The 25,279-nt window shown below is 72.3% G+C and carries 17 protein-coding genes; 11 read left to right on the top strand and 6 right to left on the bottom strand.

Annotated elements, in window-relative coordinates; all coding sequences use genetic code 11:
- Nucleotides 1–74: 74 nt before the first annotated feature.
- The 3 genes from WMF36_RS44580 to WMF36_RS44570 form a co-directional block, all read right to left on the bottom strand.
- Nucleotides 75–1,421: a DUF1552 domain-containing protein gene (locus tag WMF36_RS44580; RefSeq protein WP_437576944.1), complete on the bottom strand. Its 1,347-nt coding sequence runs from the start codon at nucleotides 1,419–1,421 to the stop codon at nucleotides 75–77.
- Nucleotides 1,422–1,467: 46 nt separating this feature from the next.
- Complete coding sequence (locus WMF36_RS44575; RefSeq protein ID WP_437576943.1) at nucleotides 1,468–3,147, bottom strand: DUF1592 domain-containing protein; 1,680 nt, start codon at nucleotides 3,145–3,147, stop codon at nucleotides 1,468–1,470.
- Nucleotides 3,148–3,707: 560 nt separating this feature from the next.
- On the bottom strand, nucleotides 3,708–4,145 hold the full coding sequence (locus WMF36_RS44570) for a hypothetical protein (protein WP_437576942.1): 438 nt from the start codon (nucleotides 4,143–4,145) through the stop codon (nucleotides 3,708–3,710).
- A gap of 240 nt (nucleotides 4,146–4,385) precedes the next feature.
- Here WMF36_RS44570 and WMF36_RS44565 point away from each other — a divergent pair, with 240 nt between their 5' ends.
- From WMF36_RS44565 to WMF36_RS44545, 5 genes are all read left to right on the top strand, one after another.
- Nucleotides 4,386–5,075, top strand: a complete 690-nt coding sequence (locus WMF36_RS44565; RefSeq protein WP_437576941.1) for a DNRLRE domain-containing protein — start codon at nucleotides 4,386–4,388, stop codon at nucleotides 5,073–5,075.
- A complete protein-coding gene (locus tag WMF36_RS44560; RefSeq protein ID WP_437576940.1) occupies nucleotides 5,072–6,412 on the top strand; it encodes an ABC transporter ATP-binding protein in 1,341 nt (446 codons plus the stop codon). Before WMF36_RS44565 ends, WMF36_RS44560 begins: the two co-directional genes overlap by 4 nt.
- A complete protein-coding gene (locus tag WMF36_RS44555) occupies nucleotides 6,409–7,590 on the top strand; it encodes an oligopeptide/dipeptide ABC transporter ATP-binding protein (protein ID WP_437576939.1) in 1,182 nt (393 codons plus the stop codon). The genes WMF36_RS44560 and WMF36_RS44555 overlap by 4 nt, the downstream gene beginning before the upstream one ends.
- 54 nt (nucleotides 7,591–7,644) lie before the next feature.
- Entirely contained in the window at nucleotides 7,645–8,277 is a 633-nt protein-coding gene (locus WMF36_RS44550; protein WP_437576938.1) for a hypothetical protein, read from the top strand.
- A 100-nt stretch (nucleotides 8,278–8,377) separates the two neighbouring features.
- Nucleotides 8,378–9,355, top strand: a complete 978-nt coding sequence (locus WMF36_RS44545; protein ID WP_437576937.1) for an NADPH:quinone oxidoreductase family protein — start codon at nucleotides 8,378–8,380, stop codon at nucleotides 9,353–9,355.
- Nucleotides 9,356–9,403: 48 nt separating this feature from the next.
- On the opposite strand, the gene WMF36_RS44540 is transcribed toward WMF36_RS44545, so the two are convergent.
- The gene (locus tag WMF36_RS44540; RefSeq protein ID WP_437576936.1) at nucleotides 9,404–11,611 is read right to left on the bottom strand and encodes a glycoside hydrolase family 3 protein; all 2,208 of its coding nucleotides are present in this window, start codon (nucleotides 11,609–11,611) and stop codon (nucleotides 9,404–9,406) included.
- Nucleotides 11,612–12,245: 634 nt separating this feature from the next.
- Between WMF36_RS44540 and WMF36_RS44535 the strand changes: the two genes are divergently transcribed.
- Complete coding sequence (locus WMF36_RS44535; protein WP_437576935.1) at nucleotides 12,246–13,040, top strand: OBAP family protein; 795 nt, start codon at nucleotides 12,246–12,248, stop codon at nucleotides 13,038–13,040.
- A 217-nt stretch (nucleotides 13,041–13,257) separates the two neighbouring features.
- A complete protein-coding gene (locus tag WMF36_RS44530; protein ID WP_437576934.1) occupies nucleotides 13,258–14,421 on the top strand; it encodes a hypothetical protein in 1,164 nt (387 codons plus the stop codon).
- A 36-nt stretch (nucleotides 14,422–14,457) separates the two neighbouring features.
- On the opposite strand, the gene WMF36_RS44525 is transcribed toward WMF36_RS44530, so the two are convergent.
- Nucleotides 14,458–16,383, bottom strand: coding sequence for a fructose-1,6-bisphosphatase (locus WMF36_RS44525; RefSeq protein WP_437576933.1), 1,926 nt, complete (start codon nucleotides 16,381–16,383; stop codon nucleotides 14,458–14,460).
- A 306-nt stretch (nucleotides 16,384–16,689) separates the two neighbouring features.
- Between WMF36_RS44525 and WMF36_RS44520 the strand changes: the two genes are divergently transcribed.
- The 3 genes from WMF36_RS44520 to WMF36_RS44510 all read left to right on the top strand — a co-directional run bounded on the left by WMF36_RS44520 (nucleotide 16,690) and on the right by WMF36_RS44510 (nucleotide 20,084).
- A complete protein-coding gene (locus WMF36_RS44520) occupies nucleotides 16,690–17,388 on the top strand; it encodes a hypothetical protein (RefSeq protein WP_437576932.1) in 699 nt (232 codons plus the stop codon).
- A gap of 682 nt (nucleotides 17,389–18,070) precedes the next feature.
- Nucleotides 18,071–18,847 (top strand): helix-hairpin-helix domain-containing protein, encoded by a 777-nt coding sequence (locus WMF36_RS44515; protein WP_437576931.1) that lies wholly within the window; start codon nucleotides 18,071–18,073, stop codon nucleotides 18,845–18,847.
- Between the two features lie 169 nt (nucleotides 18,848–19,016).
- The gene (locus WMF36_RS44510) at nucleotides 19,017–20,084 is read left to right on the top strand and encodes a hypothetical protein (protein ID WP_437576930.1); all 1,068 of its coding nucleotides are present in this window, start codon (nucleotides 19,017–19,019) and stop codon (nucleotides 20,082–20,084) included.
- Nucleotides 20,085–20,159: 75 nt separating this feature from the next.
- Here the strand turns inward: WMF36_RS44510 and WMF36_RS44505 are convergent, their stop codons facing one another.
- Nucleotides 20,160–22,673: a serine/threonine-protein kinase gene (locus WMF36_RS44505; RefSeq protein WP_437576929.1), complete on the bottom strand. Its 2,514-nt coding sequence runs from the start codon at nucleotides 22,671–22,673 to the stop codon at nucleotides 20,160–20,162.
- Between the two features lie 396 nt (nucleotides 22,674–23,069).
- On the opposite strand from WMF36_RS44505, the gene ggt reads away from it, so the two are divergent.
- Complete coding sequence (ggt, locus tag WMF36_RS44500) at nucleotides 23,070–24,893, top strand: gamma-glutamyltransferase (RefSeq protein WP_437576928.1); 1,824 nt, start codon at nucleotides 23,070–23,072, stop codon at nucleotides 24,891–24,893.
- Nucleotides 24,894–25,279: the final 386 nt, after the last annotated feature.

Raw genomic sequence — 25,279 nt, 5'->3', positions numbered from 1 at the left:
TCGAGCTCACCTGAGCGCGGGCGCGCGGCGGCGCCGAGCCTGCGCTCGCCTCGTCGATCGGCCGGCCGCGCGGCTCACAGACCGGCGATCGGGCCGCTCGCCGGGTCGCCGTACTTCGACAGCTCGACGCCGAAGTAGTTGATGATCGAGCAATGGAGCCCGCCGGTAGGCGCGTTGTTCGCGCGGACGGCGCGGCCTGTCTGGAAGCCCCCCACGTGTCCGGCCAGCATGATGGGCATGTTCTTCCGACCGTGGGAGTCGCCGTCGCCGTTCTCGGACGTGTAGAGCACGAGCGACTCGTCGAGGAGGTTGCCTGTCGCCGTGGTGGCGGCCTTCATCGCGTTGAGCAGGTAGGCGAAGCGGCGCACCTTGAACCGCGAGGTCTGGACGACGCGGGCGTTGGCGATGCGCATCGCCTCCGCTTGCGGCAGGCCGTCGAGATCGGTCGCGCGATCGCGGTCGCCGAGCTTGTGCGAGATGAAGTGGTCGCTCCAGTCCCCCACGCCGTCGGGCAGGTCGTAGCCGGCGAAATCGAGGCCCCAGCTGTTCGAGTACTGCAGGACGAGCACCCGCGTCAGGTCGCAGGTGAGCGCGAGCAGCCCGAGATCGATCATCTGCTTGAACTTGCCGTGCAGGTCGAGCCCCCGCGGGGGCTCGCCGGGGACGGTGCAGCTCGACTGGGTCGTGGACTGGATCTGCTTCTCCAGCTCGAACACCGACTCGAGGTGCTGCTCCACGCGCGCCCGGTCCGCCGCGCCGAGGCGCTGGTTCAGCCGCCTTGCGTCCTCTCTCACCCAGTCGAGGACGCTGGCGCGGCGCCGCCGGATGTCGTCCATCCCCTCGCTCGGGTCGCCCAGGTTGCTGAAGAGCGTGTCGAACAGGCGGGCCGGGTCGCGGAAGGCGTCCTCGACCTGACCGCCGTCCCGGAACGAGGTGAAGCCCTGTGTGACCGCCGTGTCGCCCGTGGGCGACACGTTGATGCTGCGGTAAGGCGTCTCGGCCGCGATGTGATCGGCCAGGTACTGGTCGAGCGTGGCCTTGCGCGGGACGGACTGTCCGCCGCCGTCGGTGTGGGCGCAGAGCGCCATCGCCGGGCTGTGGATCTCGGAGCAGATGACCTGGTGGTCGACGTCGGACACCATCGTGACATCGCTCCAGATGGGATCGCCCGCCGGCCACTCGCGCTCGGCGGCGAAGCCCTTCATGTCCACGAGGGCCGGCGTCAGCCCCTCGGCCGAGAGCGGCCCCGCCGTGCGCGGGTGCCACACGCCGGGGTCGGTGCCGTTGGGAACGAAGAAGGCCACGAAGCGCTTCTGATCCGCCGGCGCGGCGCTGGCGCGCTGCGGTCGCATCGCGTCGAGGAACGGCAAGGCGACCGCGACGCCGGCGCCGCGGAGCAGAGCTCTTCTCGAGATCTTCACTGGCGACACTCCTCTTCCATCATCGGTCGGACGGGTTGCGAGCACATCACTCTGGCGCCCTTCGCAGCCGGAACGCCGGAGACTGCACGATGGCGGTCAGGAAGGAACGGAACCGGTTGCCGTCCTGCGCGAAGCTCTCCGCGGCGGCGTCGATGGCGCAGCGGTCCTCGACCGCCGGCTCGCGTCCCTGGGTGTACGTGAACAGCTTCTCCGCGACGCACGCGGCCAGCTTCGGGCTCTGCCGGAGCTCCGCCGCCAGGGCAGCGAGGGAGTCGAACGACTCGTTGGCTGCGCCCTGGAGGCGCGGCTCGAGCCCGAACTCGTCGATAGCGATGCTCCCGTCGTACCGCCCCTGCTTGTCGTACTGGGCGAACCCGACGCCGATCGGATCGATGCGCGCGTGGCAGCCGGCGCACCCCGCCTGGGTGTTGCGCTTCTTGACGACCTCGAGGTAGCTCAGCCCGGCGAGCTCGCTCTCCAGCTCCTCGAGGAGCCCGGCGGGGATATGGATCTTCTCGCAGAGAAAGGCCTGCCGAAGCCACTGGCCGCGCACGGAGATGAGGTCGCCGTCGTTCTTGGCGCTGATCAGGCTGGCGTGCGTGAGCAGCCCGGTGTTCGCCCGGTGGTGGTCGTCCGGAAACTCCACGCGTGTCATGCCGTCGTCCGGCGCCTCCATGCCATAGAACTTCGCGAGCGCCGGGCTGATGTACGTGTGATTCGCGGTGAGCGCGTCGAAGAAGTCGACGCCCGGGGTGAAGGCGTGCTCGTCGAGGAGGAGCTCGCTCTCGGTGATCATGTCCCCCAGGAGGGCGGGCGTCGACGCGTCCGGGTTGGCCGGCGGACGGAGCTGCTCGAACGTCAGCCACTGCTTGAAGAAGGCGTTGTAGAAGCGCGGAGTCCGCTCGTCTTCGACCATCTCCTCCGCGACCGCGAGGAGCCCCTTGGGGGTGTCGAGCTCGCCGGCCTCTGCCTGCGACAGGAGCTCTGCGCTCGGGGACCGGCCCCACAGCGTGAACGACAGACGGGAGGCGAGCTCGAGCGGCGACAGGGGCGACGTCTCCGCGCCGGTCGCGCCGACCTCGATCCGGAACAGGAAGCTGGGCGAGGTGAGCAGCGCCTCGATGACGAAGCGAAACGCGTCCGCCCTGTCCTGCGCGACCTCGCTCGCCCGCCCGACCAGGTCGCTCACCTCCTCGGAGGACAGTGGCCTTCGATACGCGAGCTTGCCGAAGCGCTGCACGAAGCGCTCGAGGCAATCGGAGGCCTCCGGCTCGCAGCCGAGCACCGAGGCCCGACGCGCCTCGTCGGCCATGAGCTCCTGCCCGAGCGCCTCCGCCGTCCCCAGGTAGGCCCGAAGGTGCTGATCCGACACGTTCTGGAGGGCGGCGATCGTCCGGAATCCGCCCTGACCGGTGTCTTCCGGGATACTGTCGACGACGGGCGGCTCGGCGAGCTCGAACAGGTCCTGGAGCGTCAGCTGGTACTCGAGCCGGGACAGGCGGCGCAGGACGCTGGGGCTCGTTCGAGCGACACTGCAGTCTTGCGCTGTGGGCTGCCCCGTGACGGGGTCGATCAGCGTGCCGTCGTCAGAGCTGTCGTCGCCGAGCTGCCCGGTACAGGCAACCGCCGTCAGGCAGAAGAGCGCCATCGCGGATGCGCCCGCCGCGAGGGAACGCCGGTGGAACGGTACCGATCGATCGGTGTCGGACGGCATTGTCTTGCTCATGGAGTGACCAGCCATTCAGGTGGAGCGCACCTGACGCACGCCGAGGCATTCCGGCGATGCGCCACGTCGTGGTCTGAGGCGAACTTTTGAAGCAAGGCGGAACGTGCGCGCCCCGGCGTCAGCTCGGGGCAGGGGCTACATTCCCATAGCACGCGCTTCTGATCACCGCATGGCGCGGATCGTTGGCTGCCACGCTGCTGGCTCGCGTCGAGCCAGCGGCGCGCGGCGGTGCACGAGGAGCCCGGCAGAGAACAGCACGTCGGCATGGCGACCGAATCGTACCGTTGCTGTATAAATCAGCTCACCGGGATTACCCGATATCACAGATCACTCCTTGCCTCGGCGAGGACTCGATGACGTACGCTCCACGGCACGGGTGGCCCTATTTGCCCCGGAGTGATGCACATGAAGGCGGGAAGGCGGGAAGATCATTGACCTTTTCTTCCCGCCTTCCCGCCTTCATGTTCAAATCCGGCCACCACCAGCTCAGCTGCCCTGGCGGCACCGTTCCCGGTCCCCGCCGGCGAGCTGCGCGTGCTCTGAAACCGGCCTTCCGCCGCTCAGGGCGACGAGCTGCTCGCCGCCGGGATGGCCGTCCTCGGCCCCGGGCCCGACCGCGCGCCTCCCTTGATGCGCGCCTCGGTCACGACCTCGTCCCACTGCGCGTCGTAGCCCTCGAAGTGGACCCGGTAGGAGCCACGGGCGACGACGCCGGTGATGATCGCCGGCTTGTACGACCCCTTCCACTCGACCTCGATGCGGTCGCCGACCTTCCGCGCGCCGGCGTCGCCGGAGGCGCGCTGCTCCTCCTCGCGGAGACGCCGCGCGCTCCCCTCGTGCAGGCACTGCTCGCGGTGGCAGGCGAGGCCGGAGGCGCAGTCGTCGTCAGCGCGGCACGGAGACCCGAGCGGCGCCTTCTTCCCGCAGGCAACGAGCGCCGCGGGCAAGGAGGCAACGATCACGAGCGCCCTCAGGAAGGTAACGGCTCGAACACGCACGACACGGCATCCCAGCAGAGCGGCCGCTGCCCGACAACAGGGATCTCAACGCCTGTAACGGGCATCGCCTCCCCTCCACCCGGCCCCCGGCGCCCCGGGCGCACACCGCAGCCTCTCCCGCGCCTCGGATCGCTGCTCCGGGCACGCCGCCGCCCCGCCCGCGCCGCCCCGCGCCTTCGCCGCCCCCGGCGAGCCGCGCCCCTGTCAGCGGGGCCGCCCTCTGCTATGGTCGCCCCCGCCGTGCGTCTGCTCGCCGCCCTCGCGCCCGTGGCCCTGCTCCTCGCGGCGCCGCCGCTCCTGGGCTGCGGCGGCGCCCCCGCGACGGACGCGGGCGTGTGCGCGGGCGCGGGCGTCTGCGGCGCCCGCTACTGCGTCGCGGGGCGCTGCCGACCGCCGAGCGCCCTCCCCTCGCCCATCGACGCGCGCCGCGTGCTGCTCCGGCCGGCGGACCTGGCCGTGATCGCGGAGGACGGCGACGCCGCGGCCACACCCGGCGTCCCCGACGCGATCGCGCTCGGGCGCGCCGGGACCGGCGACGTCGTGGTGCTGCTCCGGTTCACGCCGACCTTCGGCGTCGACGCCGACATCGCGAGCGCCTTCGTCCTGCTCGAGCCAGCCCCGCTGGCGCCGCCCGCCGAGCACGCGATCACCCTGGAGGTGGCGCGCATCCTCGAGCCGTGGCGCTCCGAGACGGCCACGTGGGGCCGGCAGCCGCGCCTGTCGATCCCGGAAGCCGCCGCCATCGTGCGGCGCCGCCCGGCGACGCCGCTGCGGATCGACGTCACCTCGCTCGTGCGCGACTGGGCCAGGCGGCGCAAGGACGACCACGGCATCGCCATCCTCGCGCCGGGCAAAGACGCCGTCGGGGCCGCCTACTCGATGGGCATCTCCCAGGGCGCCGGCCCCCTCCTCGAGGTGTACGTACGGTGAGCGCCGGCCAGGACGACGAGGGCGACGAGGACGACGACCTCGGCGCGCGGAACTCGCTCCCCCTTCCGCTCATCCGCCACGACGGCGGCTGGCGCAGGCCCTCCACGCCCAGCACCCCGCCCGGCGCACCGTCCACGCCCGGCGCACCGCTCACCCCCGGCGCACCGCCCCTCGCGCGCGGCGCCCTCGCGCGCGGCCTCCACGATGACGACGACGAGCCCGCCGTCACCCGGCGCTCGACGGCGAGCGTGCGCCCGTTCCCGCTCCTCCGCGCCGCGCCCCCACAGGCGCCCGAGGAGGCCCCGCCGCCCGCGCTGCTCCGGGTGAGCGACCTGCGCGTCTCGTTCACCGCCGACGGCCGCGTCACCCGCGCCCTCGACGGCGTTTCGTTCACGGTGCCACGCGGGCGCACCGTCGCGCTCGTCGGCGAGTCGGGGTGCGGCAAGACGGTGACCGCGCTCAGCATCCTGCGGCTGCTGCCCGCGCCCTACGCGGCCATCGACGGCGGCGCGATCGAGCTCGAGGGCCAGGACCTCCTCGCGCTGAGCGAGCGCGAGATGCGCGCCGTGCGCGGCGGGAAGATCGGCATGATCTTCCAGGAGCCGATGACGTCGCTGAACCCCGTCTACACGGTCAGCGCCCAGATCGCCGAGGCCGTCCGGCTGCACCTGCCCATGTCCCGCGGCGCCGCCCGGCTCTACGCGGTGAGCCTCCTGCGCAAGGTCGGCTTCCCCGAGCCCGAGGTGCGCGCGAACAGCTATCCGCACGAGCTGTCCGGCGGGATGCGCCAGCGCGTCATGATCGCGATGGCCCTCGCGGCAGGGCCCTCGCTGCTCATCGCCGACGAACCGACCACCGCGCTCGACATGACGACGCAAGCGCAGATCCTGGACCTCCTCGATCGGCTCAAGGCCGAGACGTCGATGAGCCTCCTGCTCATCGCGCACGACCTCGCGGTGGTCGGCGAGCTCGCGGACGAGATCGTCGTCCTCTACGCCGGCGTCGTCGTGGAGCGAGGGCCGGCGCGCAACGTGCTCGCGGCGCCGACGCACCCGTACACGCGCTCGCTCCTCAGGAGCGTCCCGGCGCGCGGGTTCCGCCCGCCCCGCGTGCGCGGCCAGCGGGCGCTGCGCCTGCCGACCATCCCGGGCGGGCTCCCCGACCTGCGCGATCCGCCGCGCGGCTGCCGCTTCAGCGACCGCTGCGACGCCGTGTTCGATCGCTGCCGCGTGGAGGCGCCGGACATGTACGCCGTCCCGCCCGGCGCGGGGCACCACGCGGCGCGGTGTTTTCTCCTCGCAGGCCCGGGGCGCGCGGGCGACGAGGGCGCCGCGTGACGCGCGACCGCGGCCTCCCGCCGCCCGCCAGCGGCTCCCCGCCGCCCGGCCCGAGCGACGGCGCCGGCGCGGCACACCCGGACAGCATGCGCCCGGACAGCGGCCGCCCCGACAGCATGCGCCCGGACAGCGGCCGCCCCGACAGCATGCGCCCGGACAGCGGCCGCCCCGACAGCATGCGCTTCGACAGCGCGCGGGGCGAGCGGCCGCTCGTCCAGGCCGAAGGGCTCTCGAAGCTGTACCCGGTGCAGCGCGGCCCCTTCGCGAAGCCGGCGTTCGTGCAGGCGGTCGACGGGGTGAGCTTCCACATCCACCGCGGCGAGACGCTCGGCCTGGTCGGCGAGTCGGGCTCGGGCAAGAGCACCCTCGGGCGCCTCGCGATCCGGCTCATCGAGCCCACGGTCGGCCGCGTCTTCTTCGACGGCGTGGACCTCACCGCCCTCTCGGCTCGCGCGCTCAGGACCATGCGCCGGCGGATGCAGATCGTCTTCCAGGACCCGTATGGCTCGCTCAATCCGCGCATGACGCTGCGCGAGATCGTCGGCGAGGGCATCGTGATCCACCGCCTCGCGCGGAGCCGCGACGAGGAGACCGCGATGGTCGAGGGCGTGTTCCAGAAGGTCGGGCTGCGGCCGGACATGATGGGGCGCTTCCCCCACGAGCTCTCCGGCGGGCAGCGGCAGCGGGTCGCGATCGCCAGGGCGCTCGCGGTGCGCCCGGATTTCATCGTCTGCGACGAGCCCGTGAGCGCGCTCGACCTCTCGGTCCAGGCCCAGATCGTCAACCTGCTCGAGGAGCTCCAGGACGAGCTCTCGCTCGGTCTCCTGTTCATCTCGCACGACCTCCGCGTCATCCAGCACGTGAGCCACCGCGTCGCCGTGATGTACCTCGGCCGGATCGTGGAGATCGGCCCGGCGCAGGGCGTGGCCGAGCGGCAGCACCACCCGTACACGCGCGCGCTCTTCGACGCGACGCCGTCGTTCGAGCGAGGGGGCAAGGCGCGCCGCCTGCTGCCGGGCGCGCCGGCGAGCGCGATCAACCCGCCCGAGGGCTGCGTGTTCCACCCGCGCTGCCGGAAGGCGGAAGAGGGCAAGTGCGATGTAGAGATCCCGCCGCTCGAGGAGCTCGTCCCCGGGAGCGGCCACCGCGTGGCGTGCTGGTACCCCGAGGGGGAGTGACGACGAGCGCGCGGCAGGCCGGCGGCGTGGCGCGAAAGATGGAGAGGTGAGGAAATGGCGAACGACATGCTTCGAGCTCTGGCGATAGCCCTGCTGTCCAGTGCGTGCGTGACGGGATGCGGCGGCGACAAGGAGGGCGGCGGGAGCGGCGGTGACGGCGACAGCAGCGGCAGCGACCGCGGGGTCCCGCCGGGGGCCGAGCCGTGCGCGGCGCGCGACGTTCAGGGCACGATCCCGGGCGTGACGATATCGATCGAGTCGAGCCGGTGCGTTTACTGGAGGGGCGAACCGGCAGAGTTCGTGTACACGGTCACGACCGACTCGAGCGTCCCTCCGCTCGAGATCGCGGCCTCCGATGGGTGCGGGCGCTGCGTGAAGCCAAGCTCGGATCCACGCTCGTTCGTCACGTACCAGATCAGCGGGCTGTCGACGGCGGGGGATCCACAGCAGTACTGCCTGTGCGACATGGGGTGTTGTGCTCCCGACGACGCAGCGACCGTGCAGGTCGATGCGACGACGGCGACGCAGGCGATCCAGTGGTCGGGGCGGCAGTGGACCGGGCCATCGGACACGGACAATCCGGAAGACGAGTTCTTCGCGCCGGGGACCTACGAGGTCGAGGTGACGTTCGACGGGCAGGAGCAGGGCTCCGTGACGGCGAAGCTGGCGATCGAGATCGTCCGCTGATCTCGCGTGTCAGCGATCCCGCCGGGGGTCCTGGCGCGCGGCGATGCCGTCGCGGCGACTGGCCGGGGTCGGCCGGGCTTTCTGCTAAGGTCCGCGCACCATGCACGCCTGGCGCGGACACTCCTTCGGCTCCCCCGAGATCCTTGTCTGGGAAGAGGTGGACGACCCGCCGCTCGCCGAGGGGGAGGCCCGGATCGAGGTCGCCGCCTCCGCGATCAACTTCCCCGACGTGCTCTTCACGGCGGGCACCCATCAGGTCAAGCCGACTCCGCCGTTCATCCCCGGCTTCGAGGTCGCCGGCGTCGTCGTCGAGAGCCGCGAGCCGTCGCTGCCGCCAGGCACCCGCGTGGCCGCGACGCTGCCCGGCTCGGGAGGGTACGCGACCCACGTGATCGCAGGCCCGCGCACGACGTACACGCTCCCCGACGGCATGCCGTTCGAGCACGCGGCGGCGCTGACCATCACGTACCAGACAGGCTATCTCGCGCTGCACCGCCGCGCCGGCATCAAGCCCGGCGACACGGTCCTCGTGCACGCCGGCGCAGGCGGCGTCGGCAGCGCCGCGATCCAGCTCGCCAAGGCGGCCGGCGCGACCGTCATCGCGACCGCAGGCGGAAAGGAGAAGGGGGCGGTCTGCCGCGCGCTCGGGGCAGACGTCGCGATCGACTACCGGCACGAGGACTTCGTCGCCATCGTCAAGGAGCGGACCTCGGGCCGAGGCGCCGATATCATCTTCGACCCCGTCGGCGGAGACGTCTTCGACCAGTCCACCAAGTGCGTCGCCTTCGAGGGCCGTATCGTGGTGATCGGCTTCGCCTCAGGCCGCTTCCCCGCGGCGCGCGCAAACCACCTGCTCGTCAAGAACTACGCGGTCATCGGCCTCTACTGGGGCACCTACAGCCGCGCCGAGCCCGCCGTGACGCGGGGCGCGCAGGACGCGCTCTATGCGATGTATGGAAAGGGCGCGATCAAGCCGCTCGTCTCCGCCGTGCTGCCGATGGCGGACGCGAAGGCCGCCATGACGGCGGTCGCGTCCCGCGCGACCACCGGCAAGGTGGTGCTCACCACGCAGCGATGAGGGGCGCCGCCGCCGCTCGGGCGAGCGGCGGCGGCACGGAAGAAGGGCTCAGTTGCAGGCGGTCCCGGTGGACGCCTCGGCGAGCGTGCCGAGCGTGTCCTGGTCCTTCGTGGTCAGGCCGAAGCCGTAGGGGAACTGCGCTGTCTTGCCGTCGTTGCGGTTGACGAGCTGGCACTCGCTCCCGGGCCAGGAGAACGAAAGCTTGCCCTGGAACTCGTGCGCACCGAACAGCACGTCGGCCACGCCGCCGCCCTCCGACCCCGGGAGCCACGCCGCCACGAACGCGTCGGAGAGGTTCAGCTCCTTGTTCACGTAGAGCGGGCGGCCCGACAGGAAGACCGTCACGATCGGCAGCTCCGGCGCGGCGGTACGGATGGCCTGGAGCACCTGGAGGTCCTCCGGGTGGAAGCGCGCGTGCTCCAGCGTCTTCGCGTGCTCGATGTTGTCATCGGCGTCCTTCCCGGGCTGGATATCGCCCTTCATCTCCGCGTAGGGGGTCTCGCCGATCACCACGATCGCCGCGTCGAAGCTCCCCGACGAGGCGGCGGCGCCGTTGGCGCTCAGCATCGCCTGGCCGCCGCCCCCCGACACGAGCGCCTGGATCCCCGCGTAGATCGACGTGGCGCCCGGGAAGTCGGCGTTCGTGTTCTCCGTGCCCTGCCACGTCCGCGACCACCCGCCGGCCTGGTTCGAGAGGTTGTCCGCGGACTTGCCCGCGACGAGCACCTTCGCCGACGGAGCGAGAGGAAGCACCGAGCCCGCATTCTTGAGGAGCACGAGCGACTTCCTGACCGCCTCGCGCGCGAGCGTGCGGTGCTCCGCAGCGCCGAGCACCGACTGCTCCCCCGCGAACATCCGCTCCGACGGGGCGCCCTTCGTCTTCTTCGGGCCGAGGAGCCCAGCCCGCATCTTGACGCGCAGGATCCTGGTCACGGCGTCGTCGACCCGCTCCATCTTGATCTGGCCGGACTTCGCCTGAGCGAGGGTGTTCGTGTAGAACGCCTTCCAGTCGGTCGGGACCATGATCATGTCCACACCGGCGTTGATCGAGGCCGCGCACGAGTCGTTCGTGCAGCCGCTCACCTGCCCATGACCGTTCCAGTCGCCGATGACGAAGCCGTCGAAGTGGAACTTGTCCTTCAGCACCCCGGTGAGCAGATCGCCCTTGCCGTGCATCTTGTCGCCGCGCACGCGGTTGTACGACGCCATGACCGTCTGCGCGCCCGCCGGGATGGCGGACATGTACCCCTGACCGTGGATCTCGCACAGCTCGGTGTCGGACCCGAGGTAGTTTCCCTGGTCATCGCCCTTGTCGGTGCCGCCGTCGCCGATGAAATGCTTGGCCGTCGCGATGACGCGCGAAGCACCGAAGAGATCAGGGCTGTTCGCGGCGCCCTGGATGCCTTGCACGACCCGGCCGGCGTAGGCGTTCACGATCTGCGGATCCTCGGAGTAGCCCTCGTACGTGCGGCCCCACCGGTCGTCACGGACGGTCGCGAGCGTCGGTGCGAAGGTCCAGTCGAGCCCCGTGGCGACGACCTCCTTGGCCGTCGCGGCGCCGATGCGCTCGAGCAGCGCGGGCTCGTTCGCCGCGCCCAGGCCGATGTTGTGCGGGAAGAGCGTGGCGCCGCGGACATTGTTGTTCCCGTGCACCGCGTCGATGCCCCAGATGATCGGGATGCCCGCGCGGCCACCGGACGTGTCCACCGAGGCCTTGTAGAAGGCGTCGGCGCGCGCGACCCAGTCGGCCGCCGACGCGCTCTTGCTACCGCCCGGCCAGGAGCCGCCGCCGTTGAGCACGGAGCCGATGTTGTACTGCTTGACCTCTTCCGGCGTGATGTAGCCGATCTCGGCCTGCACCATCTGGCCGACCTTCTCCTCGAGGGTCATCCGGCCGAGGAGCTCGGCGACGGCCGCCTCGATGGCCGGATCCTTCGCGATCGCGCTCTCTACCTCGGGCCAGCCGCCGTCGCAGGGCAGGAGACCCACGCTGTCGCCGGCGCCGCTGCCGCCGCCGCCGGTGCTGTCGCCGGCGCCGCTGCCGTTGCCGCCGGTGCTGTCGCCGGCGCCGCTGCCGTTGCCGCCGGTGCCGGTGCCGCTGCCGGCGCCGCTGCCGCTGCCGCTACCGCTGCCGCTGCCGGCGCCCGCTCCGGTCGATGAGCTGCTCGGATTGTCGGACGTGTCGTCCCCGCAGGCGGCCGGCGCGAGAACAACCGCCGCCGCCATGATCCATGTCGCATACCGTGTGAGGCGCATAGGTGCTCCCCTCTCTATGTCAATGAGATGAAGGATGGGCTCTGAGGTGAACCGTGACAGTCAAGCAAAGCGTCGATCGGGATGAGCCCCGCGCGCCGTTCGCCCGCGAACGAATCGAGCAGGACGGCCGATAACAGGCCTCGTGCTCGGAGGCCCGGAGGTCACCCCCTGCTCCAGGCCGGTCGCCACGCGATGGGTGTAAGACAACATAAGACAGAATGGGAATGTTCTAATCCATGACTCCACCCGCACGCAAGCCCCCCTCACGCCGCGAACGAGGGATCGATCGCCGTTTCGATGCGCGCGCCGCGGGCTGCACGCCGCGCGCCGCAGCCGGCGCGTCGCGTCGCAGCCATGAATTCGATCCTGGCGCGACCCTCGCGGCGCGCCGGATGACACGGCGCGTCCTGGAACACCCACCCGTTAACCATAGTCCGAGTCGCGCGGCAATACGCAAACCGGATGGCGCAGCGCGGTAATTCACCCGTGGCAGAACGCCACAACCGGCGCAAGAAGGCCACGGCCTGCCCCGCGACCCGGGGGGAAGAGCATCTTTTCGGACGGTGGCCGCAGATTTGCAGCTCACGTAGATCGCGCAGATCGCGCAGGCCGCATTCCCTGGGAGATCCTGACGATGGCGAGACGTCCTCACCTTGCGATTGCCGTGCTCGTGCTTGCGGCTGGGCTCTCCGCCGGCTGCGGCCAGGCAGACGCGCCCCCGTCGAATCAAGGCGCCCCGCCGGGGCAGGAGAAGAAGATCGATACAAAGATCCTCGAGAAAGGCGCAGAAGCACTCCAGGATCTGAGCCCCGTGCGAGCGATCGACCACTACCTGGACGGATTCCATGTGATGAAGGAGAACCCGGACCATCACATGGAGGCCCATCACTATTGCAAAGGGGTCAATGAAGAGTTCACGCAGTGTGTGATCTTCGACGGGAACACGAAGGACGCAAACATCATCGGGGTGGAGTACATCATCTCCGAGCCGATGTTCGAGGGTCTGCCCGAGGACGAGAAGAAGCGCTGGCACCCGCACAACTACGAGATCCTCTCAGGACAGCTGACGCTGCCCGGCGTCCCGTCGGTGGCCGAGAAGGCGGCGCTCAAGAAGAAGATGAACAGCTACGGCAAGACGTGGCACATCTGGGACACTGGACATCTGAAACACCCCGCCGCGCACAACCTCCCGGTCGGCCAGCCGCTCCTCGCGTGGTCGTACAACCGCGATGGGGAGGCGCCGGCCGCCCTCCTGGAGGCGCGCGACAAGCGCACCGGGAGCAGCACCGCCGAGAAGCGGAAGGAGCGCGCCGATCTCGCGGCGATCGCGAACCCGCAGCGTGGCGTGGACGATCTCAAGTCCAGGTTTCCGAACGCGACCGGGGCTCCGGAGGGCGTCCGGGCGAAGCAGCCGGGCGACACGCCATGAGGCGGCCGCACGAGGCCGGCAGGGCGGAGCGGCGTCATCGCAGGGCGAGCCACCAGCCGAGCCCGGGCGTCGGGTGCGGTGATTCAGCGGAAGCGTAATCCGCCAAGGTGGCAATGGCGAAATCTTGCATTCGCCGTCAGCGGCATTTACCCGCGACGCGGTACGTGCCTATTCTCCGCGCATGGTCTTTATTCCACGTACTTCGATCCGTCTCTTCATGACCACGGGCGCGCTGGTCCTAGCGCTCACCGCATGCGGTGACGACGATACAGGCACAATCACCGGCGGTACCGGCACCGGCGGTGAGGGCGGCGCTACCGGCACCGGTGGTGAGGGAGGCGCTACCGGCACCGGCGGTGAGGGCGGCGCTACCGGCACCGGCGGTGAGGGCGGCGCTACCGGCACCGGCGGTGAGGGCGGCGCTACCGGCACCGGCGGTGAGGGCGGCGCTACCGGCACCGGCGGTGAGGGCGGCGCTACCGGCACCGGCGGTGAGGGCGGTGCTACCGGCGCCGGCGGCGATCCCACGACGGGTACCGGCGGCGCGGGCGGCGATCCCACGACGACGACCACCACCGTCGGCGTCGGCGGCGCGGGCGGCGATCCCACGACGACGACCACCACCGCGGTCGGCGCAGGCGGCGCGGGCGGCGAGTCCTCCGCCGTCGCGGTCGGCGCAGGCGGCGCAGGCGGCGCGGGCGGCGAGTCCTCCGCCGTCGCGGTCGGCGCTGGCGGCGCGGGCGGCGAGTCCTCCGCCGTCGCGGTCGGCGCTGGCGGCGCGGGCGGCGAGTCCTCCGCCGTCGCGGTCGGCGCTGGCGGCGCGGGCGGCGAGTCCTCCGCCGTCGCGGTCGGCGCTGGCGGCGCGGGCGGCGAGTCCTCCGCCGTCGCGGTCGGCGCAGGCGGCGCGGGCGGCGAGTCCTCCGCCGTCGCGGTCGGCGCAGGCGGCGCGGGCGGCGAGTCCTCCGCCGTCGCGGTCGGCGCAGGCGGCGCGGGCGGCGACACGGGCGAGGGTGGCGCCGGCGGCGGCGCGGGCGGCGCAGGCGACGATGCCGTCCGATGGTCTGACGTGGAGCCGATCCTGCTGGCGAAGTGCTCGGACTGCCACACCCGCACGACTCCCCCGCCAGCCAGCGGCTTCGCGATCACCTACGCGTCATCGCGGCTCATCGCAAACTCGCCCCCGTGCATCGTGGATGAATCGGGTGAGCCCGTGACAATGACGCAGGGCGCGTGCGCCATCCTCCGCATCAGCGACGGCTCCATGCCGCGCAACCGCGGATGCACCGGCGACCCGGAGCTCGACGTCGAGAACCCGGCCTGCCTGACGGCCGAGGAGCAGCAGACGCTCATCGACTGGATCGCGGACGGTCAGCTGGAGTGACGAGGCCAGGCGCGGCGGCGACCGCCGCGCCTCACGTCACCTCGCCTGCTCCAGGAGCGCACCGTCTCGATACGCCACGATGAGCCGCTCCAGGATCTCGATCTCCCGCACCAGCTCCTCCCCCTTCTCGGTATCCCCCACCCGGCGCTCGGCCTCGTAGACCTCCACGTCCGAGATCTCGGGGATGATGTCCTCCCCCGCCTCCACCGCCTGCTCGACCGACGTGAAGTGATGGTGCTGCGCCAGCCGCGCCCCGCTCGCCTCGAGCACGAGCGTGTACCCCTTGTCGCCGTAGGCCTCCGAGAACGCCCCGTCGATCGTCACCGCGCGGTGCGACGCCTTGATCGGCGACTCCCCCTGCTCGACCCGCACCGGCACGTGCCCGTTCACGATGAGCCCGCGCTCCTCGTCCAGGCCGAACTCGCGGCACACCCGGCCACAGAAGCCGGCGTCGTGGATCAGGTGGAAATACGGGTTCTTCGTCTCCTTGTGCGTCCTCGCGTCGGCCACGAAATAGGACTCGAACGTCGTCATCCGGTCCTTGCCGAACATGGGCGAGAGCGGGCCGGTCCAGAGATACCAGAGCAGGTCGACGTCCTCCTGCGCGCCCGCCCGGAAAGCCCGGCGCACAACGCGCTCCAGCGCGTCGAACAGCGCCCTGCCGCGGCGAGGCTCGCCGTCGACCACGAACGGGAGAAACGCGCCCTCGCCGTCCACCGGGACACAGCCGTGAAAGATGAGCGCCCGATCGCGCCGGAGCCACGTCGTCCCCTGCTGCACCATCCAGCGCATCCGGCGCGACAGGACAGGGCTCTTCACGAAAGACTCCTTGAGCAGCGCGACGCACGACGCCTCCTCCGGCGTGAGCGCGTACGGATCGGCGAAATCGACGGTCGGGAAGCGCGCGTCGAGGAGCGGGTACACCTCGCCGTCGATCGCCACCGTCCCCGCGCGCGGGTCGATGCGGTGGAGCAAGCACCGGTGATCGAGGGCAAGCTCCGGGCGCCGCCGGCAGAGCTGGCCCTCCAGCTTGAACTGCACGACCGCCATCGCCTTCTGCATCCGCGCCATGAGGAGCGCGTCGCGCAGCCCCTCGCCCCGCACCGCGAAGCGCTCCGCCGGGTCGTCGGCATAGACGGTGCGCGCGAGCCGGTCGACCGGGGCGACCGGGATGCCGAAGCCCTCCTCGAGCTGCTCGAGGCGCCCGTACCGGAGCGAGAGGCGGACCACGGTGGCGATGAGCGCCTCCTGGCCGAGGCTGGCGCCCATCCAGCTCACGTCGTGGTTGCCCCACGCGACCCGCGCGCGCGGCTGGCGCATCAGGTACTCGATCACCTTGTCCAGCCGGGGACCGCGATCGCCGAGATCGCCCGCCACGACGAGCTCGAAGACGGTCAGATTCCGGATGACGCGCGCCGTGGCGCGCAGGATCTCGATCTCGCGGCAATGCTGCACGAACGGGTCGATGAGCGCGTCGAGGTAGCCGCCCTCGCCGAGGGTGGCGCGCGCCGAGACGAGCTCGCGGAGCAGGCCGCGCATGTCGTCCGGGAACGCTTGCTCCACCTGGCGAAGCGTGTAGCGCAGCGACAGCTCGCGGATGACCTCGACCTCGCGCGCGAGCGTCCAGAGCAGGAAGGCCCGCCGCTCCGCCTCGCCGCCGGCCGCGACCCGCGCGTAGCTCTCGCGAGGATAGTAGATGACCGAGAGCAGCGCGCGCTTCTCGCCCGCCGTGAGCCGGTCGCCGAAGACCCGCTCGACCAGCGGCCGCAGGCTCCCCGAGGCGTTGTTGATGATGTGCTTGAGCTTCCTGTGCTCGCCGTGGACGTCGCTGACCACGTGCACCGTCCCCTTCGGAAGCGACAGGATCGCCCGCAGGTGGCCGATCTCGGAGAGCGCGGCCTCGGTCGTCGGATACCGGGCCGCGAGGGCGCGGAGGAAGGGCAGCTCCCGCGTGTCGAGCATGGCGCTGCAGCATAGAGCAAAGGCGCCGGCCGCCACATCAGGCGAGCGCGCTGTGGAGAAGCGCCGACGCGCTGCTGCAGAACATCGACGCACCGGCGCCGCGCCGTCACAGCGCTCCACCCCCTGGGCGCGGAGGCGCTCCGCCGTGCTCCCGCGGTTTCCGAGGATGGCGTCCGCGAGCTCGTCGCGCGAAAAGAGGCCGTCCATCGCGCGGCGCGCTCCCGTCGAGCTGCCCGAGCTCGCGCGGGCGCGCGGCGGGCACGGGCGGGCGCGCGGCGGGCACGGTTGATGAAGGCCACCGCGGCTGTGCAATGTTCGCTCTCTCCCGGACCGGATGCGCCCGCGGCGCCGCGCACGGGCGAGGCGGCGCGCTCCGGCCGAGCGGCCGCGGCGGCGCTGATCGCCTCCCTCCTGCTCGCCCCGGGGTGCGTCCGTGAGGCCGCGAAGCAGGCGACCCGCGGCACGCTCGAGGCGCTCGACCGCAGCGCGCAGGACCGGGCCGCGCCCGCCGGAGGATCGGGCGAGGGGGCGGCCGAGGGCGCGCGGGAACGCGAACGGCCGCTCGTGGGGGCCATCGTCCACGATGCGGTGCGGGCGGGCGCGGCGGAGATCGGGCGGCAGGCGGAGAGCCTGGAGCCGGTGATTGCGCAGACGAGCGAGGCGGTGAGCAGCGCCGTGGTCCAGGGCGCTCTCCAGCACGATCGGGCGCTCGTCACCCTCGTCGAGCAGGGCTCTGGCGCGGCGGCGAGGGCGGTGGCGCGCGAGGGGACGGCGCAGCTCGTGGAGCAGCTCGCAGGCTGCCCCGCCGGCGACCCGGGCTGCTCGAGCGCCGCGATCGAGCGCGCGAGCCGCGCCGCCGCCACGGGGTTCGCGGACGGCCTGGGGAGGGCGATCCAGCCCTGGGTCATCGGCCTCGCCTTCGGCGGGGGGTTCCTGCTCGCCGCGCTGATCGCCGTCGCCATCGCGGCCGTCGCGCGGCGGCACGAGCGCACCGCCGCGCACTGACCTGCGCGCTCACGGGCGAGCTCCCGCGGCGTCGCTGCCGGCCGGGCACCGGCCGTACGCGCTCGCGACGCTCGCCGACGTCCTGCTCGCGGCCGGGAGGCGCGGCGAGGCGCTCGAGGAAGCGCGCCGGGCGGCGGAAATCCTGAGCGGTGGGCGTGGGATGCGGGCGCGTGAGGAGGCTGGGAGCGCGGCGTCCTGGCCGGGAGTCAGCCGGCATCGTGGCGGGGACCGAGCGGCTCAGCCCCTGCGATTTTTTCAACTCTTCCGGCACAGGGCCGCCGAGCCGTTCGACATCGGCGAGGTCCTGCACCCGGCCCGACGCCAGCTTGTTCGTGATGAGATGCTCGCGGGAGATCACCTGAATGGGTTGATCGTCGTAATGCTCCCACGACGAGGCATTCCGGACATGCGCACCCAATTTCCACGCAATCACTCCTCCGTCGCGATGCGCAGCACCTCTCCTTCGCGGCAAGCCCGTCGCATGGGGCCGTGACCCCCGCCCCCTACGTGCGAGCGGGTGCCCTCCATCCTCTTCGATACCGCCGGCTCCTGACGTCCTGAACCCTCCCCTCCGCGCGCCGGTGAAGCGCGACGCTCGATCGAGCGCAGCGCTGGATTGGCAGTCACGCCAGCTTTCGGCTGCCTTCCGTCGGCCCTACAAACAGCCCGGGGAGGCTCGACCATGACCACGGCATCGCGCGCACCGCGCATCGACCTGAACACGGCAACGGAAGAAGAGCTCACGACGATCGAGGGCATCGACGGCGAGCGGGCTCGACTCTTCATCGAGCACCGGACCGGGCGCGGTCCCTTCCGGAGCTGGCAGGACCTGCGCCACGTGCCGGGCATCGACGGCGCGCTGCTCGGCAAGCTCCAGCGCGGCAGCTCGCTGGGCGGCGCGGCCGAGCCCTCGGCGGAGGCCGCCGCCACCGGAGAAGCGGCCGAGGCGGCGGCAGGCTCCGCGAAGAGGCCACGCTCCTCGGGAGGCGGCGAGCTCGGCGATCCATCAGGACTGGAGCAGATCATGGGGTTGATCCTGCTCGACAGGGCGGCCGCCGAGGCGTACCGCCTGGCGATCGACGTGTGCAAGACACCGGAGATCAAGAAGCAGCTCGAAGGGTTCAGGGCAGATCACGAGCGGCACGAGCGCGAGCTCCTGGACGAGCTCGGCGCCGCGCCGACCGACGAGCCCGACGATCGTGGCCAGTGCATTCGCCGCTATACCGAGCTGTCGGCGCGCGAGGAGCGGACAGCGCTCGTCGCCATGCGCGCCAACGAGGAGCTCACGAACGACGCCTATGCCTCCGCGCTCATGAGCGATCTACCGGACGAGGTCCGGCGGATGGTGGAGGCGAACTGGCAGGACGAGCGGCGCCATATCCGCTGGATCAACGAGGAGATCCGGACGCGCGGCTGGGAGCTCCCGGAGGTGCCGTCGACGATGGCCGAGGCCGCCTGAGCGCGACGCCCCGCTGAAATGGGCAGTGGCTCGCGCCCCGGGACAGGTGGCCTGGCGGCGGGCCGATCCCCCCCCGAGCTCAAGGGGCCGCCGGACGGGGCAGGCCTCGCTTGTGGTGCCCGAGGCGGGCGGAGTAAGCTCGCGGGAGCTCGGCTGAGCTTGCGCGGGAATGGCCTCTCGAACCAAGGGAACGCGCGGCGGTGCACCTCCTCCCGGCGGCGTCATCGACACGGAGGAGGGGGTCGACGACCTGTACAAGAAGCCGATCGGCGACTTCACGCGCGCCCGGGACGAGCTCGCGAAGCGCCTGCGGCAAGCCGGGGACAAGGGCGCGTCCGATCGCGTGAAGGCGCTGCGGCGGCCGACGGCGGCGGCCTGGGCCTTGAACCAGCTCGCGCGCCGCTATCCGCAGCGCGTGGAGGGCCTGCTCGACGCGGGCGAGCGGCTGCGCGAGGCCCAGCGGGGGGCGCTCGCGCCGGGCGGCGCGCAGGGGCTGAGGGACGCGGGCCAGATGCACCGCGCGATCGTGAACGAGCTCCTGCGCGCGGCGCCGGCGCTCTTTGCGGAGGGGGGCTATCGGGAGAGGGGCAATCCGATGGACCGCCTCCGGGACTCGCTGCTGGCGACCCCGACCGCGAGCCCATCGGATCTGGAGCTGCTCGCGCGGGGGCGGCTGTCGGGAGAGATCGAGCCGGGGGATCTCTCCGAGTTGCTCGGGCTGCTGCGAGGGCGGCCGTCCGAGAGGCCCGCCGAGGCCGAGGCGGACCGCGGGCGCAAGGGGCCGAAAGCGGAGACGCCGGCGCGACGCAGGGCGCGCGAGGGCAAGCAGCCGCCGAAGCGGCAGAAGAGAGCGGGGGAGGAGCGCGGGCGCGAGCGCGAGGAGCAGCGCGCGGCCGAGGAGCGCGAGCGCAAGGCGACGCTCGCCGCCGAGCGGCGTGAGCGAAAAGAGCGGCTCGCGGCGGAGCAGCGCCAGCAGAAGGCGCAGCTCGCGGCGGCGGAGAGGGAGCGGGATCAGGCGAGCCGCGACGCAGCGCGGGCTGCCAGGGAGGCGGATCGCTTGACGAAGGAGGCCGCCAGGATGAGCCGCGCCGCAGAGAAGGCCGAGGAGGCCGCCCGGGCCGCGAAGAGGCGCTCCGACGAAGCGGAGCGGAGGGCTGCGGAGGCGCAGCAGAAGGCGGCCGCTGGCGCGGGTCGCCTCGAAGCGGCGGAGGACAGGCTCGACCAGCTCGGGCGATGACCCGTCCTCAGGGCGGCCCGCTCGCCCTCGGCGATTCAGTCCCTTCTCGTCCGAGCACCGCTCCCCAGCACCGAGCTACCGCTTCTTTCGCGCCTTCGGTGGGGCGGTAGGCTTGATATCGATGGTCGTGGCCCCCTGGCAGGGCACCTGCGCCGTCACACCTGCGCTGGCCCACTCGGGGAACTTCGTCTTCCCGGGACGGCCGACGCGCACGAAGAAGCGGCCGCAACGCACCGTCAGCGGCACGTTGACATCCCCCGCGAACTTGCCCGTCACGTAGACGCCCCCCGGCTCGGGGAACCCCACCTTGAGCACGCCCTGCCCCTTGGGCAGCGTGGCGGGGTTGACCCCTGCCTTCGCCGCGGCCTCCTTCGCCGCAGCCTCCTTCGCCGCCGCGGCCTCCTTCGCCGCCAGCTCCTTGGCCGCCGCGGCCTCCTTCGCCGCAGCCTCCTTCGCCGCCGCGGCCTCCTTCGCCGCCAGCTCCTTGGCCGCCGCGGCCTCCTTCGCCGCCAGCTCCTTGGTCACCGCGGCCTCCTTCGCCGCAGCTTCCTTCGCCGCCGCCGCCTCCTTCGCCGCCAGCTCCTTCGCGGAAGGCGCCTTCGCGCTCGGGGGCCGCTTCACGGGGGGCGGCGCGCTCGGCGCCGGCGCCGCCGTGGCGACGGGCTCGACGATCTGCGTCGCCTGCTCCACCGACGCAGCGGCGGCCGGCGCGGGCCGCTCCCGCCGCGCGACGTAGATCCAGAGCGCCGCCACCACCGTCGCCGTGATCGCCGAGACCGCGATCGTCCCGACCGGCGACAGCGAGCGCGGCCCCTGCCACGCCAGCGTGGGCGAGCGCTGGCGCCGCATCGGCGCGCCCGCCGGCGACGACTCCGTCGAGGCGCCGCGCAGGACCGCCGTGCTCGGGTACGGCACCCCGCCGGGCGGCGTCAGGCCCGAGGAGTCGTCCATGGGCACCGTCACCCCGGACGGCGTCAGGCCCGTCGTGCCCATGGGCAGCGTCACCCCGGACGGCGTCACCGGCGAGCCGGACGGCGGCTTCGGCGGCGGCGGCGCGAAGAACGGCGGCGTGAGATCCGCCGGAAGCGCCGGCGGCGGGCCGAAGCGGATCGCCTCCGGGATCGCAGAGATCGACGGCCCGAAGCGGACCGACACGGCGTCGGTGCCCGGGATCGTCGCGTCGTCCTCCTCGAACAGCGGCTCCACCTCGGGCAGCGTCGCCGGCCCGCCCCCCGCCGGCACCTCCTCGGCCGCCGCCGCGTCGCGCTCCGCCGCGCGCCTCGACGCCTCGTACAGCCGGCCGAACGTCTCGCGATCGGGCAGCGCGGGCTTCCGCCCCTCGACGCCCTTCACCCCCTCGCCCCTCACTACGACCGGGGTAAGCGGCGCCTGGTTCGCCGGCACCGGGATCGTGATCGGATCGGGCCCCGACGCGCGGGTCGTCGCCCTGCCGTCCTGCCGCGCAGACCCCGCCAGCGCCTCGGACGCCGCCGCCGAGGGAGGCGCGGTCTTCGCCTGCGCGCCGCCGGGCCGCAGCCTCGCGGCCGCGCCGTCCCTCGCGGCCTGATCCTTCGCGAAGAGATCCTTCGCGAGCCGCTTCGCCGCGTCGGCCGCGGGCCTCGCGGTCTGCCCTCCCTTGCCCTTGACCGGGATCGTCGGCCGCCGGTCCTCCTCGGGATCCGCGTCCTCGATCTCGATCGTCGCGTGCGCGGACTGCACGCGCGTCACGAGCTCGGCCTTCCCCTTCTCCGGACGGGCGACCTTCGCGAGCGCCTGCTCGATCTCCTGCGAGGTGATCTTCCGATCGTCCGGCGACGGCGCCAGGGCCGTGTCGAGCAACGCCACGATCGGGCGCGGGATCTCGGGGCGGATCGACGCGATGCCGGGCGGCCTTGTGCCGTCCGCCGACGGCCGCCGCGCCGAGAGCAGCGACCAGAGCAGGAGCCCCACGCCGTAGATATCCGCCTTGACCGTGACGCGCTCGGCGCGCACCTGCTCGGGCGCCATGTAGCCCGGCGCCCCCTTCACCACGCCCGCGATCGTGTCCGGCGTGCGCCCGAGGATCTTGCCGATGCCGAAGCCGGTCAGGCGCACCTGCCCGTCCCACCCGATCACGATGTTCTCCGGGTGGAGGTTGCGATGAATGACCGGCGTGGGGCTGCCGTGCTCGTCGGTCGCGCCGTGCGCGTGCGAGAGCGCGGCGGCGATGCAGTGGACCAGGTAGTAGACCGCCGCGTCGGCGAGCTTCTGCTGCCGCGTCGCGAGGTGCTGGAGCAGCCGATTGAGGTTCACGCCCTCGACGTGCTCGAGCACGAGCACGAGCCGGCCGGCGTGCTCGAAGAAGTCGAACATCCGCACGATGGCCGGATGGTTCATCGACGCGCAGATCGACGCCTCGCGGGCAAGCTCGTCGGCGAACCGCGGATCGCCCTCGGCCGTATTCGGGACGAGCTTCAGCACGCAGACGCGGCGAAACCCGAGCGGGCCGTCCAGCCGCCCGAGATAGACGCTGGTGGGCCCAGAACCGGCCAGGCGCCGGAGGATCTTGTAGGCCCCAATCGTCTCGGGAGCGGGCTCCGTCGGAAACATCCGGGGCCGATCATACCCAAGCGCGGCGAAGCCCCCAAGCCAACGACCAACACGGAACACTTCGCGGCGCCGAGAGGCGTCTCCGGGCGCCTCGGTAAGACGCCCTGCTCCACGCGCCCTGTACGGTGCGTTGCTCTCCGGCTCGCCGGAGAGCGGTACAGCCGATCAGCAGAAACCCGAACAGCTGTGACGGATTACGGCGCACGGAGCGCCGCGCGGCTGCGGATCGGGATCGCTCGTGCCTGGAGAGAGCTCACATGGAGGCGAGAAGACGGGAAATGCTGAAAATCATTGGTCTTTTCTTCCGCCTTCCCGCCTTCCGGTCCGGCTCCGATCACCGCGCGGCCGCGCCTCCGTCCTTCGAGCGGCGCTGGGCCTGGGTTATAAGCCGCCGCGATGAAGCTCCGCGCCTTGCATCGGCTGCTCGCCGTCGTTCTCCTCGCCGGCTGCGAGGCCGCCGTCCCCCCGCCGCCGCCCGCGCCGCCTCCGCCCCCGTCGCCGAGCGCCGCCGCCTCGGCGCCCGCGTCCGCGCCCGCGCCGGCCGCGCCGGTGTCGCGGTTCCCGGCCGGGTGGCCTTACCCCGAGGGCGCGCCGCCGGTGCGGGGCCCGTCGATGGTCTCCAGCGACGCCGCGCTCGCCACGAAGGTGGGCGCGGACGTCCTCTCCTCGGGCGGCAACGCGGTCGACGCGGCGGTCGCGACGGCGTTCGCGCTCGCCGTCGTGCACCCGACGGCCGGCAACCTCGGCGGCGGCGGGTTCATGGTCGCGCGCCTCGGGGACAAGGAGCACGCGCTCGACTTCCGCGAGACCGCGCCGGCCAGGGCGACCCACGACATGTACCGGGGCAAGGACGGCAAGCCCACGGAGAGCTCCCGCGTCGGCCACCTCGCGGTCGGCGTGCCCGGCAGCGTGGCGGGGCTCTGGGAGGCGTACGACAAGCTCGGCTCCAAGAAGAAGACCTGGGCCGAGCTCATCGCGCCGTCGATCCGGCTCGCGAGGGAGGGCTTCCCGGTCGACGAGAACTTCGCGACCACGGTCAAGGCGGCGTCGAGCAAGCTCGCGCGCTTCCCGGCCTCGGTCGCGCTGTTCCTGCCGGGCGGCGCGCCCATCCAGGTCGGCGTGACGTGGAAGTCGCCCGAGCTCGCGACGACGCTCGAGCGCATCGCCGAGAAGGGGCCCGCCGGCTTCTACGAGGGCAAGACCGCCGAGCTCCTCGTCGCGGAGATGCGGCGCGGCAAGGGCCTCATCACGGCCGCGGACCTCAAGGGCTACAAGGCGAAGTGGCGCGAGCCGGTCGTGTTCGAGTACCGCGGGCGCCGCGTCGCCTCGATGCCGCTCCCCTCGTCGGGCGGCCTCGCCCTCGCGATGATCGCGCACCAGCTCGAGGGGCTCGACGTCGCGAAGCTCGGCTGGCACTCGCCGTCGCACGTGCACGTGCTCGCCGAGGCGATGCGGCGCGTCTTCATCGCGCGCAACGAGATCCTCGGGGACCCCGACTTCGTGAAGAACCCGGTCGAGGAGCTGCTCTCGGTCGCGTGGGCGGAGAAGCAGCGCGCCACGATCGCGCCGGACCGCGCGACGCCGACCGACGCGCTGACCGGCGGCGCGGCCGCCAAGGACTCGGGCGGCCGCGGCCCGCACACGACGCACTTCTCGGTGGTCGACGCGCAGGGCAACGCCGTCGCGCTGACGACGACGCTGAACGGCTGGTACGGCGCGGGGGTGACGGTGACGGGCGCGGGCTTCGTGCTGAACAACGAGATGGACGACTTCGCCGCCGTGCCCGGCACCGCGAACCAGTTCGGCCTCGTGCAGGGGGAGGCCAACTCCATCGCGCCCGGCAAGCGCATGCTCTCGTCGATGTCGCCCACGATCGTGTCGGGGAAGGACGGGCGCGTGGAGCTCGTGCTCGGCGCCGCGGGCGGCCCGACGATCCTCACGGCGGTCTTCCAGATCCTCTCCAACGTGGTCGATTTCGGCTTCGACGTGACCACGGCGGTCAACGCGCCGCGCTTCCACCACCAGGACTACCCCGACAAGCTGTTCGGCGAGAAGGGCGGCTTCCCCGACGAGCTGAAGAGCGCGCTCGGCGCGATGGGCCACACCCTCGACGAGCGCGGGCACATCGCCGACGCGCCGGCGATCGGCCGCGAGGGCGCCGCGTTCGCGGGCGCGCGGGAGCCGCGGCGGCCGGGCTCCGAGGCGGCGGCCGGGAAGTAGCCGGCGGAGGCGACGGACGTCCTCCCGCCGATCCGGCGCCCGCCGGTCGCGAGGTGCAGCTCGTCAAATGACGGCACCACCGCCCTCCCGCGGGATTTCCGAGGAGCCGATTGCCGCTCACCTCATCGCCTGTCGACGCGCGAGCTCGCCGCAAGCATCAGGACCTTCCCTAAGGGATTCCGTCCACCCTGGTGTACCGTGCCGATCCTGGCACCGCGGGTGAGCTCAATGCATCGACGCTCTCGCATTGTGTGAAGCCGTCATCGCGTGAAGCGCAACGTTGTCGAGCGCGCCGTTGCCGCGGAGTGCCGTGCGCCCGCGCCTCGAGGACACGCAGGCGTTGCATTCGCTCCAGGCGCTCGAACCGAGTCGCGCGCCGCTGTCGT

This window comes from Sorangium sp. So ce887, assembly GCF_051521455.1.
Lineage (GTDB): Bacteria > Myxococcota_A > Polyangia > Polyangiales > Polyangiaceae > Sorangium.
Note: the sequence above shows the minus strand (reverse complement) of the source record. Positions and strands in the feature narration are given on the sequence as shown.